The organism is Actinoalloteichus hymeniacidonis (assembly GCF_014203365.1).
GTDB classification, from domain to species: Bacteria; Actinomycetota; Actinomycetes; order Mycobacteriales; family Pseudonocardiaceae; genus Actinoalloteichus_A; species Actinoalloteichus_A hymeniacidonis.
In genome coordinates, this window is record NZ_JACHIS010000001.1 from 5,533,942 (window position 1) to 5,553,361 (window position 19,420).

17 protein-coding genes and 1 tRNA gene are annotated in these 19,420 nt (G+C 68.7%); 4 read left to right on the forward strand and 14 right to left on the reverse strand.

The features are described from left to right. Nucleotides 1-96 precede the first annotated feature (96 nt). The 5 genes from BKA25_RS23390 to BKA25_RS23410 all read right to left on the reverse strand — a co-directional run bounded on the left by BKA25_RS23390 (nucleotide 97) and on the right by BKA25_RS23410 (nucleotide 6,464). Entirely contained in the window at nucleotides 97-1,608 is a 1,512-nt protein-coding gene (locus BKA25_RS23390; protein ID WP_172803727.1) for a glycosyltransferase 87 family protein, read from the reverse strand. 242 nt (nucleotides 1,609-1,850) lie between these two features. Further along, nucleotides 1,851-1,927: transfer RNA gene (locus BKA25_RS23395), tRNA-Leu, on the reverse strand. Between the two features lie 374 nt (nucleotides 1,928-2,301). Further along, entirely contained in the window at nucleotides 2,302-3,450 is a 1,149-nt protein-coding gene (locus BKA25_RS23400) for an ATP-grasp domain-containing protein (protein ID WP_069846605.1), read from the reverse strand. Between the two features lie 576 nt (nucleotides 3,451-4,026). Then, nucleotides 4,027-5,349: an NAD(P)/FAD-dependent oxidoreductase gene (locus tag BKA25_RS23405; RefSeq protein ID WP_069846603.1), complete on the reverse strand. Its 1,323-nt coding sequence runs from the start codon at nucleotides 5,347-5,349 to the stop codon at nucleotides 4,027-4,029. A 155-nt stretch (nucleotides 5,350-5,504) separates the two neighbouring features. Further along, nucleotides 5,505-6,464 carry a helix-turn-helix transcriptional regulator gene (locus tag BKA25_RS23410; RefSeq protein ID WP_069846601.1) on the reverse strand — a complete coding sequence of 320 codons (960 nt, stop codon included), beginning with the start codon at nucleotides 6,462-6,464 and terminating at the stop codon, nucleotides 5,505-5,507. A 61-nt stretch (nucleotides 6,465-6,525) separates the two neighbouring features. Here BKA25_RS23410 and BKA25_RS23415 point away from each other — a divergent pair, with 61 nt between their 5' ends. Continuing rightward, entirely contained in the window at nucleotides 6,526-7,098 is a 573-nt protein-coding gene (locus tag BKA25_RS23415) for a DinB family protein (RefSeq protein WP_172803726.1), read from the forward strand. Between the two features lies 1 nt (nucleotide 7,099). Next, on the forward strand, nucleotides 7,100-7,537 hold the full coding sequence (locus tag BKA25_RS23420; RefSeq protein ID WP_069846599.1) for a VOC family protein: 438 nt from the start codon (nucleotides 7,100-7,102) through the stop codon (nucleotides 7,535-7,537). A 4-nt stretch (nucleotides 7,538-7,541) separates the two neighbouring features. Here BKA25_RS23420 and BKA25_RS23425 read toward each other — a convergent pair whose 3' ends face one another. Then, complete coding sequence (locus tag BKA25_RS23425) at nucleotides 7,542-8,321, reverse strand: uracil-DNA glycosylase (RefSeq protein ID WP_069846598.1); 780 nt, start codon at nucleotides 8,319-8,321, stop codon at nucleotides 7,542-7,544. Between the two features lie 119 nt (nucleotides 8,322-8,440). Between BKA25_RS23425 and BKA25_RS23430 the strand changes: the two genes are divergently transcribed. Beyond that, nucleotides 8,441-9,928, forward strand: a complete 1,488-nt coding sequence (locus BKA25_RS23430; protein WP_069846596.1) for a S10 family peptidase — start codon at nucleotides 8,441-8,443, stop codon at nucleotides 9,926-9,928. 93 nt (nucleotides 9,929-10,021) lie between these two features. Here BKA25_RS23430 and BKA25_RS23435 read toward each other — a convergent pair whose 3' ends face one another. The 5 genes from BKA25_RS23435 to eno all read right to left on the reverse strand — a co-directional run bounded on the left by BKA25_RS23435 (nucleotide 10,022) and on the right by eno (nucleotide 15,295). Continuing rightward, nucleotides 10,022-11,020, reverse strand: a complete 999-nt coding sequence (locus BKA25_RS23435) for a Ppx/GppA phosphatase family protein (protein ID WP_069846595.1) — start codon at nucleotides 11,018-11,020, stop codon at nucleotides 10,022-10,024. A gap of 101 nt (nucleotides 11,021-11,121) precedes the next feature. Beyond that, nucleotides 11,122-12,735, reverse strand: coding sequence for a lytic transglycosylase domain-containing protein (locus tag BKA25_RS28510; RefSeq protein ID WP_069846593.1), 1,614 nt, complete (start codon nucleotides 12,733-12,735; stop codon nucleotides 11,122-11,124). 206 nt (nucleotides 12,736-12,941) lie between these two features. Further along, nucleotides 12,942-13,463 carry a DUF501 domain-containing protein gene (locus tag BKA25_RS23445; protein ID WP_069846592.1) on the reverse strand — a complete coding sequence of 174 codons (522 nt, stop codon included), beginning with the start codon at nucleotides 13,461-13,463 and terminating at the stop codon, nucleotides 12,942-12,944. Further along, on the reverse strand, nucleotides 13,460-14,005 hold the full coding sequence (locus BKA25_RS23450; RefSeq protein WP_069846590.1) for an FtsB family cell division protein: 546 nt from the start codon (nucleotides 14,003-14,005) through the stop codon (nucleotides 13,460-13,462). Before BKA25_RS23450 ends, BKA25_RS23445 begins: the two co-directional genes overlap by 4 nt. 3 nt (nucleotides 14,006-14,008) lie before the next feature. After that, a complete protein-coding gene (eno, locus tag BKA25_RS23455) occupies nucleotides 14,009-15,295 on the reverse strand; it encodes a phosphopyruvate hydratase (protein WP_069846588.1) in 1,287 nt (428 codons plus the stop codon). 350 nt (nucleotides 15,296-15,645) lie between these two features. Here eno and BKA25_RS23460 point away from each other — a divergent pair, with 350 nt between their 5' ends. Continuing rightward, on the forward strand, nucleotides 15,646-16,023 hold the full coding sequence (locus BKA25_RS23460) for a tetratricopeptide repeat protein (RefSeq protein ID WP_069846587.1): 378 nt from the start codon (nucleotides 15,646-15,648) through the stop codon (nucleotides 16,021-16,023). Between the two features lie 142 nt (nucleotides 16,024-16,165). Here BKA25_RS23460 and BKA25_RS23465 read toward each other — a convergent pair whose 3' ends face one another. The 3 genes from BKA25_RS23465 to BKA25_RS23475 form a co-directional block, all read right to left on the reverse strand. Then, nucleotides 16,166-17,095, reverse strand: a complete 930-nt coding sequence (locus BKA25_RS23465) for a lytic transglycosylase domain-containing protein (RefSeq protein WP_069846585.1) — start codon at nucleotides 17,093-17,095, stop codon at nucleotides 16,166-16,168. Between the two features lie 441 nt (nucleotides 17,096-17,536). Continuing rightward, a complete protein-coding gene (locus BKA25_RS23470) occupies nucleotides 17,537-18,442 on the reverse strand; it encodes a lytic transglycosylase domain-containing protein (RefSeq protein ID WP_236750472.1) in 906 nt (301 codons plus the stop codon). A 123-nt stretch (nucleotides 18,443-18,565) separates the two neighbouring features. Next, nucleotides 18,566-19,375 (reverse strand): lytic transglycosylase domain-containing protein, encoded by an 810-nt coding sequence (locus tag BKA25_RS23475; protein WP_236750471.1) that lies wholly within the window; start codon nucleotides 19,373-19,375, stop codon nucleotides 18,566-18,568. Nucleotides 19,376-19,420: the final 45 nt, after the last annotated feature.

Sequence of the window (19,420 nt, forward strand, 5' to 3'; positions counted from 1 at the left end):
TAGCGCTTCCGCCCGGCTGGATTCGCCGCAGGGCCCCGAAAAGCCCTGCGGCGCATTCGGGGCCTTCTCTAGGAACGATTCGCCCGGTGCGCGGGCTCAGGGGTTGGTCGGCTCCTCGGAGTCGAGTAGACCCGCACCCCGGCTCGTGGTCGTCGGCGGAGGCGAGACGAGCTCGGTCCGGCCTGCTTGGGCGGCGCGATACTTGGCAGGCTCGGCACCGCTTGCCTGCTTCGCATCGGTTCGCACGCCGACGTCCGCGCGGTCCGTATCCGCCGCGCTGGCACGACTGTGCTGGGCATCGGGTCCGTACCGCAGCACGAGGGCCACCAGCAACCCCATGGCGACAAGCCCACCGACCACGTAATCGCCCGCGAGAAGCTGCTGCCAACCCGACCATTCCGTACCCCGCTCACGGACACCGGGCAGCCACCAATGCATACCGAGGACCAGATAGACGCTCAGCACGACGCAGCTCACGCGCTGGATCAACACCAGTCTGCGGTATTCGGGGGTCGTCGGCGCCAGCAGAGTCGAGTCGGTGGCGGGCAGGCCGTCGCGATCCTCGAGTGCCGGTTCTCTGCGCCCACCCGGCTGTCTGCACCACAGCACCAACAGCAGCGGAACCACCCAGACCCAGTGGTGCGACCAGGAGACCGGTGAGATCAGCAGCCCGGTCAACGCCACCGCGCACAAGGCGAGGACGTCCTGACCCACACGGCGCAGGCGGACCGCCAGCCACCAACCCATCACGACCACGAGCGCTGCGGACACCGCCCACGCGGCGATCAGGAGCGTCTCATCGGAGATGAGCCTGGCGAAGACGCCCCGCAGCGATTGGTTGCCCACATAGGCCAGATTGCCGACCCGCCCGGCATCGTTGAGCGTCTCGAACCAGTAGCGGAACGAGTCGGTGGGGGTGATCAGCCAGCCGAGTCCGGTGGCACCCAGGAAGCCGGTGATGGTCCAGCCCGCCGCCCGCCAGTCACGGCGGGCGAGGAAGAACAGGATGAAGACCGCCGGGGTGAGCTTGATCGCGGCTGCCAGGCCGACCAGGACTCCCCTGGGCAGGAAACGCGCCTTGCCCAGGCAGTCGATGGTCACCATGCCCAGCAGGATCAGATTGATCTGAACGAAGTCCACTGTGTGCGCAACCGGTTCCAACAACGTCGCCACGGCCGTTGCCACGGCTGCGATGGCGAGGGTGCGGGTTCGATCGGCATCGAAACGGCGAATGACCAGCAGCAGCGACGCGAACAGGAAGGCGAAGCCTGCGACGGTCAATATCAGGACGCCGGGTAGCAACGAGCCCGCGAAGATCGGGACGAACAGGATCGCGGCGAACGGCGGGTAGGTGAAGGGCAGCCCGAGGCCTGCGGACTCGATCCGTTCGCCGTAGAGGTCGCCGCCCTCCAACAGCAACCGCGCGCCGCCGAGATAGACCTGCGCATCGACGAGCAGGGAGGCGTTGACCATCCGCGCGACGTTGAAGATCGTCAACCCTGCCGCGAGCGAGATCATCAGGATCAGACGCAGCTGGGCTCTACGGGCATCCGAGGGCGCAGTCGGCTCGCGAGCATCTCCGGATGCTGGCAAAGAGCTCTTCAACATGACACATAACATAAGTGCCCGACCTGACGGAAGTGGCCACCTTAATAACACGCCTGGGTTGAACTTAAATTTCACCCGTTTGGGTGAACATGACCGGCCTAGGGATCAATGGCTGCTGCCTGGCTGCCGAAGAATGAGTTGCGCCGCGCGGAGGCCGACCCCTCTGGCGCGGTGCGCAGTTCCTGCTGAATCTCGACACCGAGCGGTCGTCGTGGCGGCTATGGCGCACTGGGCGACGCTGCTGGTGCCCCCGGTCGGACTCGAACCGACACTGGGACCCTTTTAAGGGGCCTGCCTCTGCCTATTGGGCTACGGGGGCAGCGTTGAACCGGTAAACGGTGGGCGCTGACGGCGGCCTCGTCGACCACGACCTCGATGCCAAGAGCACGACGACGATCGCCGCACCGAAACGCGGCCGACCCATGACGACCGGGGCGCACGAGGACGCACCGACTGGGACAGGACGGCGGCATCGAAGGAGTGGGCTGCAAGATCGCCCGCTCGGCTCGAGCATCACCTCCTGTCGGCGCGCTCGCCGACTCCACCGGACATCGCCACACGAGCGCTTGAGCGCGCGCACGACACTGATCGGGCGAAAGCGTAGTACCCCGAGGCGCCCACGAACATGGGTATGTGGAATTTCTGTGAAAACGTTTCCGTAATTTCGCTAGGCGCGTAGTGTTGGCAGATTGCTCACCGGGTGCGATCGGCGGCCAGCAACTCCGCGAATCGCGCAACGATCCACCGGTTCACGGCATCGGAGACCCGCGTCTCGTCCGCACGGTTCTCGAACCAGCGCCAATCGCAACTGACGTTCACCTCGAGGAACACGTAATCACCATCGGCTTGGAGCAGGTCGAAGGCGGCGACGTCCAGTTGCCAGCGGTGAGCCAGTGCCAGCAGCTTCTCGACGAGCGAGGCCTCCAGCTCGACCGGGGTCACGCGGACCGCGTCCGGATCCTGCCAGAGCGCGGCGGGATCCATCTTCTCCACCCGATAGGGAATCAGCTCGCCGCCGACGACGAAGACCCGTAGTTCGGTATCGGCGGCGACATACTGCTGCACGATCACCGGCGCGGGCTCGCCGAGTTCGCCCGCCCGACTGGTGTCCAGCGGTCGCGGGAACAGTCCCTGCAGCGAACCGGGTCGCGGCTCCAGGAGGTGTCGTCCCGCCGTCTTGACGATGCAGCGGGCGCCGCCCGGCCGGTTGCGGGCGGGGCGGGTGGTGACGACGGTCCTCGGCACGGCGAGGCCGACCTCCTGGGCGTCGGCCAGCTGACTGAGCCGGTTCAACCGCCCGGTCGTCCTGGGCTGGTTGACGTGTCCCCAGTCGGAGCGCACCGTCAGCCAGTCGGCCACCGCACTCCACTGGTCGAGCGTGTACGAGCCGTAGAGCGACCGGGGGTCGATGGGTACCGAGGTGAGATCGAAGTGCCGCCGCCACACCAGCAGGGGACGCAGCAACCACTGATCGAGTTCGAGTAGCGGGGCTTCCGGATAGATGGTGAGGGCGAGATCGAGGCTGCGATCGGCGTCGATCCGCACCATTCGGATGTCATGCTCGGCCAGGGTGAGGGAGAGTTCGTTCATCTCCATGTCCGCGGCTCTGGCCAGCACGAGCACGCAGGGCACCGGATTGCCGTCGTCGGGCTCGACCAGACCTGCGCGGTACATCCGCTCCTGGAAGTCCAGGCAGGCGTTGGGAGCCCGGTAGTGATATTCCTGCCCCTGCAACAACAACGGGGTTGCCAGCGGGGTCGACATCGGTTGGATGGAGATCTGGTCGGCGGTCGCAGCGGACGAGAGCGGCAGCAGCGCCTGCTCCCGCTCGGCGTCCGCCATGTCAGTCGTCCTTCTTGCGGAAGATCTTCCGTTCCTTGTCGAAGGCTGCTTGGTAGTCCGCGAGCGGTCCGTCCGTCACCTCGCCCCGCCGAACGAGTTCGGCCAGTTCCTTGAGCGTCATGACGATCACCCCATCCCTCACTGCGAAACCGGCGACTGACCGGCAGAGGTAGTTTCAGGTTCACCTTACGCAGTGTCAAGCGAGTGCCGCGATTGCTTCGCCTGTTTGGCCCAACAGGACGAGCCGAATGCACTAATAATTACCGAAAGTGTTACTACCGCCTCGTCTGCACGAAGATCGTCCCCCATTCGCGCAAACCTCCGCCAACAGGGTGATCAACACCATCTCGGGTCGAATGCATCCCTTCGGCGGTTGCCGCCGAGGGCCTATCGCCTTCGGCCTGCCGGGCACGTGCCTCGCTGCACGTGCCTGGAGCGGTCGTTCCCTGTTGGCGGGTCCTCATAGAGCCGTCTATCGAGATCGTCGGATCCGAACAGTCCGCCACGGGGCGACGGTCGGTGGTGGCGCCTCCCGGCGCCGACGCTGGACACGGTCGTCACCCCGGTTGGCGAGGGTCACTTCGCCGCGCGAGCGAACTCCGCCTTGGGCTCCTGGATCTGACCCATCGAGATGACCTCGCGCCGGAACAGCAACGCCAGCGTCCAGTCGATCACGATACGGGCCTTGCGGTTGAACGTGGGCATCCGGCTCACGTGGTACGTGCGGTGCATGAACCACGCCGGGAAGCCCTTGAGCTTGATCCCGTACACATCGGCCACGCCCTTGTACAGGCCGAGGCTGGCCACCGAACCCGCGTACTTGTGCCGATAAGGCTCGATCTTGCGCGACCGCAGCGAGGCGATCACGTTGTCCGCGAGCTGCTTGGCCTGGCGGACGGCGTGCTGCGCCGACGGGCTGCACTTCGCCTCCGGGTCGCTTGCCACCTTGGACAGATCCGGCACCGACGCGCAGTCCCCGGCCGCCCAGACCTCCGGCATGCCCTCGACCCGCAGATCGGCGGTGCACCGAACGCGGCCCCGCTCGTCCAACGGCAGGTCGGTCTCCGCGAGCACCGGGTTGGCCTTGACGCCTGCGGTCCAGACGATCGTGTCGCTGGCGAACGCGGTGCCGTCGCTGAGCCGGACGTCGCCGCCGGTCATGTCGTCGACCCTGGTCTCCAGATGGACCTTGATCCCCCGCTCCTCCAGGCGCTCCACGGTGTAGACGCCCATCCGGGGGCTGACCTCCGGCATGACCCGGTTCGTCGCCTCGACGAGGACCCACTTCATGTCCGATGGCGCGATGGTCTTGTAGTACCGAGTCGCGTAGCGAGCCATGTCCTCCAGCTCCGCCAGGGCCTCGATACCCGCGTAACCGCCGCCGACGACCATGAAGGTGAGCAGGCGCTTACGCCGCTCGCCATCGCTCATCGACGCCGCCTCGTCCATCTTCGACAGGACGTGGTTGCGCAGGAAGATCGCCTCGCCGACGGTCTTGAACGAGTTGCCCTGCTCGGCCAGGCCGGGGATGGGCAGTGTGCGGGCGACCGAACCCAGCGCCACCACGAGGATGTCGTAGTCGAGCTCCTCGGTGTGCCCGTCCGCCATGTCTACGCTGACCTTGCGGTTCGCGTGTTCGACCTTCGCGACCCGACCCGTCAGGACATGGCAGTTCTTGAGCGTGCGCCGCAGCGGCACCACCACGTGTCTCGGTTCGATCGAGCCCGCCGCCGCCTCCGGAAGGAAGGGTTGGTAGGTCATGTGCGGTTGCGGATCGATGACCGTGACCGACGCTTCCTCCCCCTTCAGTTTGTTCTGGAGGCGCAGCGCTGTGTACATTCCGACATATCCGCCACCCAAGATGACGATCTTGGTGGGTGAAGCCTTCATACCAGCCATGTCAACGATGCTGCCACCAGCGCACGATGACGGCTTGACGTACTACCTCCAGTTGTGATCCCGCTCGCTCGATTCAGTTGCCGCCTGCCTGGCCACTCTCGGCCGAAAGCCGCGGTCTGAACTCTCGATGCCCAGGTCGGGAATCCGCCCGATGGTCACGTCGCCTCGGCCAACGCGGTCATCCGACGGGCGAGCCGGGCGGCGGCGTCCCGCAGCTCGGACGGCTCCAACACGACCATGTCGAAGCCCAACCAGGCCAGGTGCATCGTGAGCCAGTCCAGATCGTCGGCGCCCACCTCCAGCAGGCACCAGCCGTCGCGGTCGGCCGTCACCCGGCCCACCTGGGGCGGTATCAGCTCCTGGACCTGCGCTTCCCGCGCATGTACCCGGATTCGGGCGACGTACCGATACGGCGAGGCCGTCACGGCACGTTGCACGAACTCGACCGGGTCCGGGTGCGGCCTCGGTGTGAAACGCCAGGTCGTCTCCTGCACGTCCTGCATCCGATCCAGTCGGAAGGTCCGCCAGTCCTCCCGATCCAGGTCCCAGGCCATCAGATACCAGCGGTGCCTGGTGGCCACCATCCGAATGGGTTCGACCGTGCGTTCGCGTTCCGCCGCGTCTCGACCGGTGTATCGGAACCTCGCCCGCACCGCGTCCCGACAACAGCGGGCCAGGGTGACCAGCAGGTCGGCATCGATCTCGATGCCGGGGCCGGTCAGGGTGTCGGTCGCCCCGTGGACCGCCCGCACCTGAGCTCGCATCCGAGGCGGCATCACCTGATCGAGTTTCGCCAGCGCACGCAGGGCCGCCTCGCCCGCCCCGGCGACCGTGCCACCCGCGGCCAACCGGAGCGACACCGCCGTCGCGACCGCCTCCTCCTCGTCGAGCAGCAACGGCGGCAGCCGAGTGCCCGCGCCCAGCTGGTAGCCACCACCGACCCCCGAGGTCGCCCGCACGGGGTAGCCGACCGCGCGTAGTCGCTCCACATCACGGCGCACGCAGCGGTCGGTGACCCGCAGCTCCGCAGCCAGCTCGGCCGCGGTCCACGACGGCCGCCGCTGCAGCAAGGCCAGCAGGCGCAACACCCGCTCGGTGGTTCCCTCGACGGTCATGCACCCATCGTGTCACGGGTCGCGGAACGATCCTGTCCGCTATTTACCGGAAGCTGGCACCATGACCGAGCTGAACTGGAACTCCGAGCTGCGCGATCAACTGCGCTGGCATTGGGACCATCAACTGCGGGAACGCCTCGAAGGCCTCACCGACGATGAATACTTCTGGGAGCCGACCCCGAACTGCTGGAACCTGCATCCCCGAGGCCAGGGCGTCGCGCCGATCCAGGGCGGTTCCGGCGCGATGACCATCGACTTCGAGTTCCCGGCACCCACGCCCACCCCGTTCACCACCATCGCCTGGCGGCTCGGTCATGTGATCGTCGGGGTGCTCGCGATACGCAATGCCTCGCACTTCGGTCGCACCCCGACCGACTACTACTCGTTCGAGTACGCCACGTCCGCCGCCGACGCCCTCGCGCAACTCGACGCGGAGTACGCGGGTTGGTTGGCGGGCATCGAATCTCTCGGCGAAGCGGGGCTGGCCCGCCCATGCGGCGAAGCGGAGGGCGAGTTCGCCGAATTCTCGATGGCGACGCTGATCCTGCACATCAACCGCGAGGTCATCCACCACCTCTCCGAGGTCAGCCTGCTCCGCGATCTCTACCAACACACCAAGCAGGAGACGAACTGATATGGCGCGCACCGTTCAAATCACCTTCGACTGTGCCGACCCGGGCGCCACGGCCGCGTTCTGGGCCGAGGCGCTCGGCTACCGACTCCAGGAGCCGCCCGCAGGCTTCGAGTCCTGGGACGCGGCGTTGGATGCGATGGGAGTGCCGCCGGAACAGCGCAACGACGCGTCGGCCGTCCTCGACCCCGACGGCGTCGGACCGCGGATCTTCTTCCAACGGGTCCCGGAACCGAAACAGAACAAGAACCGGCTTCACCTCGACATACGATCCGCGGTCGGGCTCGAGGGCGATGCACGGATGGCGGCGTTGGAAGCCGAGGCGCAACGACTCATCACCCACGGCGCCACCCGACTGCAGCGCTTTGAGCCCGCACTCCCGCTCGACGGCGGGCACCTGGTGATGGCCGACCCGGAGGGCAACGAGTTCTGCCTCGACTGACCGGCTACCGGCGGGTGGGGCGGCTACTTCCCTCCCCGTCGACGGTCGGCAGCCCGGCGGCGCGCCCGGCCGCAGCCAACACCGAGCGCAGTACCGCCGGAGTCAGCCGTCCGGTGAAGGTGTTGCGTTGGCTGACGTGGAAGCAGCCGAAGACGGCGAGATCGGGGCCGTCATCGCTGGCGGGCAGCCGAACGCGCGCCCCATGGCCGAACCTGGGCCGAGGCACCGGCACCTTCCATCGGGTGTCGGCGAGGATGGGGAAAACGGCCTGCCAGGCGAAACCTCCGAGCACCACCACGGCTCGCAGGGTCGGACGCAGCAGCTCCAGCTCGCGTCGCAACCAGGACCCGCATCGGTCCCGTTCCGCAGGCGTCGGCTTGTTCTCCGGCGGAGCGCAGTGCACCGGCGCGGTGATCCTGGTGCCGATCAGCCGCAGGCCGTCATCGCGGGCCGTCGCGGTAGGCGCGGTGGCCAGCCCGACCTCGTACATGGCGGCGTAGAGGACGTCCCCGGCCCGATCCCCGGTGAACATCCGCCCGGTGCGGTTGCCACCGTGGGCAGCCGGGGCCAGCCCCACGATCGCCAGTGAGGCATCCTCGGCACCGAAACTCGGCACCGGACGGCCCCAATAGGTCTGGTCGGCATAGGCCCGGCGTCGATCCCGCGCGACCTGTTCGCGCCAGGCAACCAGCCTCGGGCAGGCATCGCACCGCACCACCAGGTCGTCGAGTTCGGTCTGGCTGGTCACGGTTGGCGCGAGCGCACCCGGGTCCAGGGGTTCCACCGAGCCATCATCCCGCGCGGACTGCGGCCGCGCCGACTCCTCGGCCAGCGCCGATTCAACGCGAAATCTCTCCGCTAACCCCTTTGGATGGCTAACCATCGCTCCGTAGGCTGCCGGGCATGGCGAAGAAGGAGACAGCAACCGACGTCGAGGCAGGCCCCGAGACCAAGGCCTCGACCCCCGTCGAGCCCACCGACGACCTGGTCACCACCCACCACACCCTTCCCGTGGACGGCCGCGACCTGGCCTACACCGCGACGGCGGGTCGGATCGTGCTGCGCGAAGAGGTGTTCACCGACGGGAAGTTCGACGGTCATCAGGCCAAGGCGGAGGTGTTCGTCACCGCCTACACGCTCGACGGCGATCAACCCACCGATCGGCCGGTCACCTTCGCGTTCAACGGTGGCCCCGGCTCGTCCAGCGTGTGGCTGCACCTCGGCGTGCTCGGCCCGAAGCGGGTCCTGATGGGCGACGCAGGCGAGCTGTCGCCGCCGCCATACGGGCTCACCGACAACCCGGAATCGCTGTTGGTGCACAGCGACCTGGTGTTCATCGACCCGGTGTCCACCGGTTTCTCCCGCGCGGTCAAGGGCGGGACGCCCGGCAACTACCACGGCTTCCAGGGCGACCTGGAGTCCATCGCCGAGGTGATCCGGCTGTGGACCACCCGCAACAAGCGCTGGATGTCACCCAAGTACCTGGCAGGCGAGTCCTACGGCACGCTGCGCGCCGCCGCGCTCGCCGACCACCTGCAGTCCCGCTACGGGTTCTACCTCAACGGCCTGCTGCTGCTGTCCACGGTGTTGGACATGGGCACCATCCGCTTCCACGAGGGCAACGATCAGCCCTACCCGCTCTTCCTGCCCACCTATGCGGCGATCGCGCACTACCACGGTCTGCACGGCGACCGGGAGCTCGCGGACGTCCTGGCCGAGGCCGAGGAGTACGCCGAGCGCGACTACCCGTGGGCACTGGCCAGGGGCGCTCGACTCAGCGAGGACCAGCGGGCCGAGGCGGTGCGTCGCATCGCCTCGATCACCGGGCTGACCGAGGACTACGTGGACCGGGTGAACCTGCGGATCGAGCACATCCGCTTCTTCACCGAGCTGCTGCGGTCCCGCAGGCAGGTCGTCGGCAGGCTCGACGGCCGGTTCGCCGGTTGGGAAGCCGACTCAGGCGGCGAGCACTTCAGCGCGGACCCCAGCATGAACGCCATCACCGGCCCGTACAGCGCGGCGCTCAACCACTACCTGCGCGCGGATCTCGGTTACGAGAACGACCTGCCCTACGAGATCCTGACCAGGCGCGTTCAGCCGTGGTCGTACTCGGAGTTCGAGGGCGCGTTCGTGACCGTGGCCCATCAGCTGTCCTCGGCGATGCGGACCAACCCGCACCTGCGGGTGCACGTCGCCAGCGGCTACCACGATGGCGCGACGCCGTACTTCGCCGCCGAGCACGTCTTCGCGCACCTGGAGATCCCCGCGGAACTGCAGGACAACATCGAATTCCGCTACTACGAGGCTGGTCACATGATGTACGTCCACGAGCCGAGCAGGCGCACCCAGTCGGCTGACCTCGCGGAGTTCATCACCCGCGCGAACGACTGATCACGCGCTCGAGGCTTCGGCCGACCGGTAGGCGATCCTCGCTACCGGTCGGCCGTTCTCGTTCGGGGCCGCGCCGCCGCTGGACTCTCGCGGCTACTCGGGGTTTCCCGCTGCTCGGGGTGTCCCGCTGTTGGCTGCCTCGGCGATGGACAATGCGATGCCGTCCAGGATGTCGTGCTCGCTGGCTATCAACCGGTCGATGCCCGAACGCGCCGTGAGTTCCTCGGCGAGAGTCTGGACGACGATCGCGCCGCCCGCGATGACATCGACCCGGCCGGGGTGCATCGACGGGATGGCAGCGCGTTCGGAATGGGTGGCCGACACCAGGTCGCGGGTGGTGCGAGCGATCCGGTCCGGGGTGATCGCCGAACCATGAATCCGTTCCGGGTCGTACTCGGTCAGCTCCTGGGAGATGGCGGCCAGCGTGGTGACCGTGCCCGCCACACCGACCCAGGTGCGCGCATCCGACACGGCGACCGCGTCGAACGCCTCCGCCAGGGTCTCCTTCGCGACCCGGCGGGCCTCGGCGACCTCCGCGTCGGTGGGCGGGTCGGAGGGCAGGCAACGCTCGGTCAACCGGACGCAGCCGACGTCGACCGACCGGGCGGCGATGACCTCTGCGCGGGTGCCATCCCAGGTGCCATAGACGAGTTCGGTCGAACCGCCGCCGACGTCGGTGACCACGAATGGCCCCTGATCGGCGTCGAGGTCGCCGACCGCTCCGACGAAGGACAACCGCGCCTCCTCGTCTCCGGAGATGACCTCCGCGTCGACGCCGAGGGTGTCGCGGACCATCGAGAAGAAGTCCTCCCGGTTGCCTGCGTCGCGGGTGGCCGAGGTGGCGACCATCCGCACGCGGTAGGCGCCCTCGGACCGGATGGCCTCGGCGTACTCCGCCAATGCGACTCGGGTCCGCTCGATCGCCTCCGGCGCCAGTAGCCCCGTCGCGTCGACGCCCTGGCCCAGCCGGACGATGCGCATCTGGCGGCTGATATCCCGAAGCACGGGACGGCCCTGGTCATCGCTGGTGATGTCGGCGATCAACAACCGAATCGAATTCGTTCCGCAGTCGATCGCGGCGACCCGTGACATCGATGCTCCTCATCGTCGATTCCCGTCACGCGCCAGTGTCCTCCGGGCTGCGGACCCGCCGCCGATCGGGCGGGCCCGCAGAGCCGGGTCGACTCTCGTCGTCAGTCGCGCGGCAGCCGGGCCACCGTCTTGCGGGTGGCCGTGGCCACCGTGGCCGCCTCGGCCTCCGGCTGATCGGGATCGGCCGGGGGCTCCCCCGAGCCGGACGTGGGCTCCGGCGCCTCGGTCTCGTCCTCGTCGCACTCGGCCGGGGGCTCGGTCGACTCCTCCGTCTCCGATTCCTCGGCCCCGGTCTCCTCCGTCGTCTCGCCCGGCTCCGTGGGCTCCTCGGGATCGCACGGGACGCAGGGCTGGTCCGTGGGCGGAATCGACTCCGGGTCGTCCGCAGGCGGGTCCTCCGCAGGCGGATCGCACGGCGGATCGGTCGGATCCGGGTCCGGCGGATCGGTCGGGTCCGGTTCCTCCGGCGGGTCCGTGGGGTCCGGTTCCTCCGGCGGATCGGTCGGGTCGGGCTCCTCCGGCGGATCGGTCGGGCCCGGGGTCCAGGGCGGTTCCGTCGGGTCCGGGTTCCACGGCGGCTCGGTCGGCTCGCTGTTCTCCGGCGGGTCGGGCGGTGTCGTCGGCTTCGAGGTCGGCGGGTCCGGCTGTGGCGGGTTCGGCGGATTCGGGTTCGGTGGGTTCGGCCTCGGCGGATCCTGCGGTGCGGGCGGTGCGGGCGGTGCGGGCGGCGGGGTGTTCGGGCCGTTGCCCGAACCGCTCGGCGGCGGCGTGGCACCTTCGAGCGGCGTCACCCCGTTGGCATAGGTCCGCGCCCAGTAGAGGACGTTGCCCACGTACACATTGGACCGGTTGTAGCGGAACACGGCGGTCCGCAGCTCGGCGTCGTTGCGGAGGTTCAAGCCGCCCGAACACAGGTAGCGACCTGCGGCCAGCGATGCGTCGAACACGTTGTGCGGGTCGGACTTGCCGTCCCCGTCGCCGTCCGAGGCGTACGCCGCCCAGGTCGAGGGGATGAACTGCATCGGGCCGACCGCACGGTCCCAGACGGTGTCCCCGTCGAGTCGACCGCCATCGGTGTCATGGATCGCGGCGATACCGGGTCCGCCGTCGAGTCTCGGTCCCAGGATGGGCGAGAGCGTCCGCCCGGCTGCGTCGACCAGTCCGCCGCGCGCGTGGTTGGACTCGATCCGCCCGATGCCCGCCAGCAGCGACCATTCGATGCCACAACCGGGCATCGACTCGGCGAGGGTGTCCTCCGCCGCGAGATAGGCGGCCAGCACCACACCGGGGATACCGGCGGCGCTTCCACCGGGCACGGCGACGGAGCTGCCCTCGTCGTCGCCCTCGCCGTGCGCGCCGCCGGAGGAGGCCTGGCTGTACTCGGGACTGATCTGGGTACCGCCGGGGAGTCGGCCGCCGACGCCGTAGCCCGCGCTGTCGTCGTCTCGGTGCCGCAGCAGGTTGAGCAGACTGTCCGCATCGGCCAGTGCGAGCTCGGTGGTGTCCGGGGTGGAGCGAGTGAAGCCGGGAACCGACTCCACGGCGGCCAGGGTCGGCGGCACTAACAGCGCGGCGAAGAGCACCGCTGCCGAGACGAGCTTGCGGCGGGCCCTACGTTGCGAACGCCACCAGTTGTTGCCCGTCGAGCCTTCCGAGGATTGTTGCGCCAGGATCGCCACCAGGAATACACCCTCCTTGCGCACGGAACCGATCACCGAGTATTTCAGCCCACCCCGACCAGGTTCTCAACCGTCTCGCCGAACCGATGCCGGATCGGCGCACATTCTGTCCGCTTGGGACGGCCGAAGACCAGCGGTTTGCCCGGGTGTCGGCGAAAGTCCACCAAGGTTTCGAATCCGAGCCATCGGTGGCGATGGCCCAGGACACCCTGACGGCTCATCTCATCGATGCGTGGGTGTGATCACGGTGAGGCGACGGCGGCGCAATCGCCCGTCGGCCACAGGTCGGCGAGCTGTTCGAGGACCTCGTCGCCGAAGGGATTCACTCCCGGCCCGACCGCCAGCCGGTGTGCCAGGTGCACGTGCAGACATTTGACCCGCGTCGGCATGCCACCGGCACTCACGTCCGTGCCCAGGGATTCGATCGCGTTGCGCTGGGCCAGGTACGACTCGTGCGCGCGCTGATACTGCTCGGCCAGCTCGGGGTCGACCTCCAGCCGCTCGGTCATCTCCCGCATCAACCCGGAGGTCTCCAGGGTGCTGGTCAGACTGGTCAGCCGAGGGCACGTCAGGTAGTACAGCGTCGGGAACGGGCTGCCGTCCTCCAGTCTCGGGCTGGTCAGCACCACCGCCGGGTGTCCGCTGGGGCACCTGGCCGCCACCGACAACAGCCCGCGCGGCGTCCGGCCCAGCTGCGCGGCGACCTCGGCGCGGTCGTCATCGCTGGCGCGTGTCGCACCCGGTGTCGGTGATCCGACGCTCATTGCCCGCCTCCTGTGATGGAACGCCACAACCTACCGAACCAGTTGGCGTCCTCCTGCTCTGCCTCCTGGTCGGCGGGTTCATCCGCCTGATCACGTTCGTCGGCGGGAAGCTGAACGATGTACGGCGTCTCACCGGGGCGGACGTACCGCAGCCTGCGCCGGGCCTCCGCCTCGATGTGGTCGGGGTCGGAGAGCTGATCGCGCCGCGCCTCCAGCTCTTGGCGCTCCTGTTCGAGCTCGTCGCGCTGCTGGGCGACCTCGCGCATCTCGCCCTGTTGGGTGAAGTAGGTACGCAAGGGCACCGCCACGCTCAACGCCAGGGCGCACACCACCAGGGCGAGGATGGCCGCCCGTCTTGTCGAGGCGAGCCCGAAAGCGCCGCCGGTGCCGGTACGCCGGCTCGCCCGGCGTCGGACCCGGCGGCGCAGGGTGCTGGCGAGGTTGACCTGCCTGCCTCGCGTGGTTCGCCGGGCGCGATCGGCCGACCGGGCGGGCGAGGATACGCCGCGCCCACCCGGTCGGTCCCGCTCGCGCCTGGCCATGCCTCAGGCTCCCGGAGTGAACCGGGGGAAGGCAAGTTCTCCGGCGTACCGCGCGGCGTCGCCCAACGCCTCTTCGATCCGCAGGAGCTGGTTGTACTTGGCGACCCGCTCGCTTCGGGCGGGCGCGCCGGTCTTGATCTGGCCGCTGCCGACGGCCACCGCGAGGTCGGCGATGGTGGTGTCCTCGGTCTCACCGGAACGGTGGCTCATCATCGTCTTGAACCCGTTGGAGTGGGCCAGCGACACCGCGTCGAGGGTCTCGGAGAGGGTGCCGATCTGGTTGACCTTCACCAGCATCGAGTTGCCCGCGCCCTCGCTGATCCCCCGGGCCAGTCGGGTCGGGTTGGTGACGAACAGGTCGTCGCCGAGGAGTTGGACCTGGTCGCCGATCTCGTTGGTCAGGTGCGTCCAGCCGTCCCAGTCGTCCTCCGACAGCGGGTCCTCGATGGACACCAGCGGGTAGGCGGCCACGAGTTCGGCGTAGTAGGACGAGAGCTCGGCAGCGGTGAGCTTGCGGCCCTCGAAGGAGTAGGCGTTGTCGGCGTAGAGCTCGGTCGCCGCCACGTCGAGCGCCAGGGCCACGTCGTGACCGGGCCGGTAACCGGCCTTCTCGATGGCCGTCGTGATGAGGTCCAGCGCCTCGCGGTTGCTGCCCAGGTCGGGGGCGAACCCGCCCTCGTCGCCGAGGCCGGTGGACAGGCCCTTGCCCTTGAGCACCGACTTCAGCGAGTGGTAGACCTCCGCGCCCCAGCGCAGGGCCTCGCGGAAGGACTCCGCACCGATCGGCGCGATCATGAATTCCTGGATGTCCACGTCGTTGTCGGCGTGGGCACCGCCGTTGACGATGTTGAACATCGGGACCGGCAGCAGATGCGCGTTGGGGCCGCCGACATAGCGGAACAGCTCCAGACCGCTGGAGTCCGCCGCCGCCTTCGCCACCGCGAGCGACACGCCGAGGGTGGCGTTGGCGCCCAGCCGCGACTTGGCGGGCGTGCCGTCCAAGTCGATCAGCTTCTGGTCGACGATGCGCTGCTCCATGGCCTCGACACCGGTCAGCTCCGGGCCGATCTCGTCGAGCACCGCAGTCACGGCCTTCTCGACGCCCTTGCCGTTGTAGCGGTCCTTGTCGCCGTCACGAAGCTCGACCGCCTCGTGCTCCCCCGTGGACGCACCGGAGGGCACCGCCGCACGGGCCACCGTGCCGTCGTCCAACGCGACCTCGACCTCGACGGTCGGGTTCCCGCGCGAATCGAGGATCTCTCGGGCGCCGACCTGTTCGATGACTGCCACCTGTGCTCCTCACCCTGAGTGAATTGATCGCCGTCGAGCCTAGCCCGACGGTGTGTACGGCCCATCGAAGGCAGGCACTCCGGGCCGAATGTGGCTGCTTCCGCGCTGGTCCAGGCTTGATTATCGATCAAGTGTGCCACCGTTGGTTCGCGTCGCCAGTGCGAAGCGGGACCGGGGTCGATCCACCGAGTCGACGCGGACTCGTCGCGCTGCGTCGTCCGGCGCCCAGCATGGCCGATCCGGGGCGCTTCGCAGCGGGAACGACACCCTGCGGGCGACCCCGGTGGTTCGCAACGCCCACCGTTTGGCGGACGTGGAACAGCCAAGCCCGGCGTAGCGTTGAGCCGACCATGAGTAGCGAGGAATTTTTCGAAGCCTTCCGTCGGGCCGAAGCGCTGCTCGCGAATCGGCGCCCGTTGGAGGCGCTGCGCGCGCTGGGTCCGGTGCTGGAGGAGAACCCCGACACCCATAGTGTCCAGATTCTCGCGGGTCGCGCCTACCTGCACACGGCGCAGTTCGCCCGCGCAGAGCAGGCGTTCACCGCTGCGGTCGATCTCGATCCGGCCGACCATTACGCGCGGCTCGCCCTGGGGCGGACGCTGCAACGACAGGGCCGGTTCACCGAGGCGCTCACGCAGATAAAGATGGCTGCGGCGATGCACCCGACACCGGAGTACCAGGACGCACTGGGCGAGGTCAGCGCCAGGGTCGCCCTACAGGATCGCTGAACGCCACAGCCGGTCGTACCAACGTCCGTCGGCCCGTGCGGTACGGGTCGACGGACTCGTCATTCCGGCATCGCCTGCGCCACGCACGGGTCGGCGCCGATCCACCCACCGGCCCGGGCGAGCGCCTGGGCCGCCCGGTTGATCACGGGACGTAGCCCGCGTAGGTCTCGGCGAGGTTGAAGACCCGCTGGCCGTAGTCGACCGAGTTGTTGTAGGTCATCACCGCCGTCCACCAGCCGACACCGGTGGTGAGGTCGCCGCCCTCGGAACAGAGGTAGGTGGCCGCCGAGAGCACCGCGTCGTCGATGTTCTGCGGGTCCGCCACCCCATCGCCGTTGGCGTCGCGGCCGTACAGGTGCCAGGTGGTGGGCAGGAACTGCACCGGGCCCATCGCCCGATCCCAGACGTCGTCGCCATCCAACTCGCCACCGTCGGTGTCGGGGATGGCCATCACGCCGGGCGAGCCGTCCAGCGGAGGCCCGTAGATCGGGATGGTGATCCTGCCGTCCTCGCCGATCACGCCGCCGGTGACCCGACCATGGTCGGACTCGACTCGGCCGATCCCGACCAGCATCGTCCACGAGATCCCGCAGCCGGGCTGCTCGGCCCGCAGGTGGGCGTCGGCATTGGCATAGGCGCGCAGCGCCCTGGCCGGAGCGTCGACGACGGTGGCCATGTCACGGGCCCAGACGTCCAGTGGGTTGGTCGACGCCAGGAACTCCGCATCGGAGCCACTGAACAGTGGCGCTTCGTCCGGACCGCCCGCGCCGAACGAATCGAGGGTCGGGGCGGGCACCTCGGCGACCCGGGGGGCCGCGGCGTCCGGTTCCACCGGCGCAGGCGTCACCGGCACCCTGGGCGGTTCCGGGGGCGGCGTCGGCTGCACCTCCATGCCGTGGTCCGGTTCCGGTTCCGGTTCCGGCTCGGGGCGTTCGCTGTTGACCGCCCAGATGGTCAGGGCGATGAAGCCCACCACGATCACAAGAAGGATCAACCCGCCAATCGCCCCTGCCCATCGCAGCGGATTGGACGAAGGCCCGTATTCCTGGAGGAACGACCTGCTCTCGGCCATATCGGGGAGGCTACTTCGCCGCCCGATATGTCTGATTTTCTTTCCTCGGCGCGCAGGCACGACGAGAACCGAGCGGTCGGCCGATCGGCCCCGAAACGTGATACAGGACACGCAAGCCTGCAGTGACGGTCCCAAGATCGAATCGTCGCGGTACGTAACCCGCACGCCTGGCTGGCCCGGATCTCGCGCGGCGGCCGCGAGGATGCCGGCAGAAAGCCATGCCCCGATCGGTGGACCCGCACCGCCGTTGCCGAGTGATCCACCGGCAGCCCGTCTCAGCTATGCGGTCCCGTAACTCGCGGCTGCGGACACCCCGCTCGCCTCGGCCGAAACGTCAGTCGCAGCAGTGCCGTCGGTGCACCGCACGCCACAGGTGGTTCCCGTCGAGAAACCGAATCGGTGCTTGCTCGGCACGACCACACCGGCGCGATCCCGAGCCGGTCAGGACTCCTCGGGAGTCATGCCCGAGTAGGCCTCGGCGAGACCGAAGACCCGACGGCCGTAGTCCACCGAGTTGTTGTAGGTCAGCACCGCCGACCACCAACCGGTTCCGCTGGTGAGGTCGCCGCCGGACGCACACAGATACGTCGCCGCCGTGAGGGCCGCATCGTCGATGCTCTGCGGATCGGCCACGCCGTCGCCGTTGGCGTCCCGGCCGACCAGCTCCCACGTCGTCGGCAGGAACTGCATCGGGCCCATCGCCCGATCCCACTCGGTGTCCCCGTCCATCTCGCCGCCATCGGTGTCCGGGATGGCCATCACGCCGGGCGAACCATCCAGCGGCACCCCGTAGATCGGGCTGGACGGCAGGCCGTCGTCGCCGAGCCGGGTACCGCCGTACCGGCCGTGGTCGGACTCGATCCGCCCGATGCCGACCAGCGTGGTCCAGGACAATCCGCATCCTGGTTGCTCGACCCGCAGGCGGGCCTCGGCATCGGCATAGGCCCGCAGGGCTCGCGGCGGGGCGTCGACGACCGTGGCCATCTCGTCGGCCCAGGCATCGAGCGGGTCCTCGGATGCCGGCTCCGGCTCGGGCGCCGCGTCCTCCGCGTCTGCCTGCGGTTCGGCGCCCTGTTCCTCCTCGCCGGGTGTGGGGGCCGGGATCATCGCCTGCGGCGGCGCCGCGTCATGCGGCTCAACCGGCGCGGCCGTCGCCGGGACTCGCTCCGGTCCCGTCGGCCCGCGATCGAAGGTGAAGTCGTCCGGGACGCTGCGAATGATCCAGAATCCGATGGCGATCATTCCGCCCACGGTTGCGAGAACCACCAAGACGCCGAAAGCGCCTAACCATCTCCGCAATCGGGAGCGTGGCTTGGGACCGTTGTCCATCGACCAGATGTCGGGCACCGTGTCAGGCTACGGGGAGCTCGTCGAAGTCAAATCCGGTACGCACGAATCCTCCCGGTAACAGTGGTCGCCAAGCATTCGAGAAACGAGGGTTCACGCCCTGATGACTATCGGTACCGCCGCTCAATCAGTGGCGACGACCGCCCGGCTGCGCCTGCCGTATTCCTCGCCCTGAGCCAGAATGCCCTCGGCATAGCTCTGGCTCTCGTTATAGGTCAGAACCGCCCGCCACCAACCCGTGGACTCGGTGAGATCGCCGCCCGCATGGCAGAGGTATCGAGCAGCGGCCAACGAGGCGTCGTCGATGTCCTGCGGGTCGGTCACCCCGTCCTGGTCGGCGTCGGCGCCCCAGCGCTCCCAGGTGGTCGGCAGGAACTGCATCGGGCCCACCGCCCGGTCGTACACGGTGTCCCCGTCCAACTCGCCGCCATCGGTGTCCCGGATCTCCTTGACCCCGGGCCCGCCGTCCAAGGGCAGGCCGATGATCGGGGTGGACGGCCTGCCGGTGAAGTCCAAGGTGGCACCGTTGAATCGGCCGTGGTTGGACTCCGAGAAGCCGATCCCGGCCAACACCGTCCAGGTGACGCCGCAGCCGGGGTTCTCCGCCAACACCGCTGCGGCCGCGTAGCCGTACGCCTCCAGCGCGGCCCTGGGGATGTTGAGCGGATCGGCCAACCGGTCCGCCCATTCCGCGAGTTGCTCCTGCGGGCGTTCGTCGAGCACGACGACGCTCTCGGTACCGGTCGAATCCGCGAGCGTGGCGCTGAGGGTCAGCTCGGGCAACGCGGCACCCCGGTCGGGCGGCGCGTTCGTCGGCATCGTTCTGGCCATCGCCAGCAGCCGGTCGCCTTCGGCCTCATCGGGCGCCACCATGGTGTTGATCACGGCGGCGATGACCGCGAGCCCGACCCCGGCCACCAGAAGACGGGTCAAGCGACGGCGTGGCGGCGTAGACGACGAATTCGACACGAGTACGTC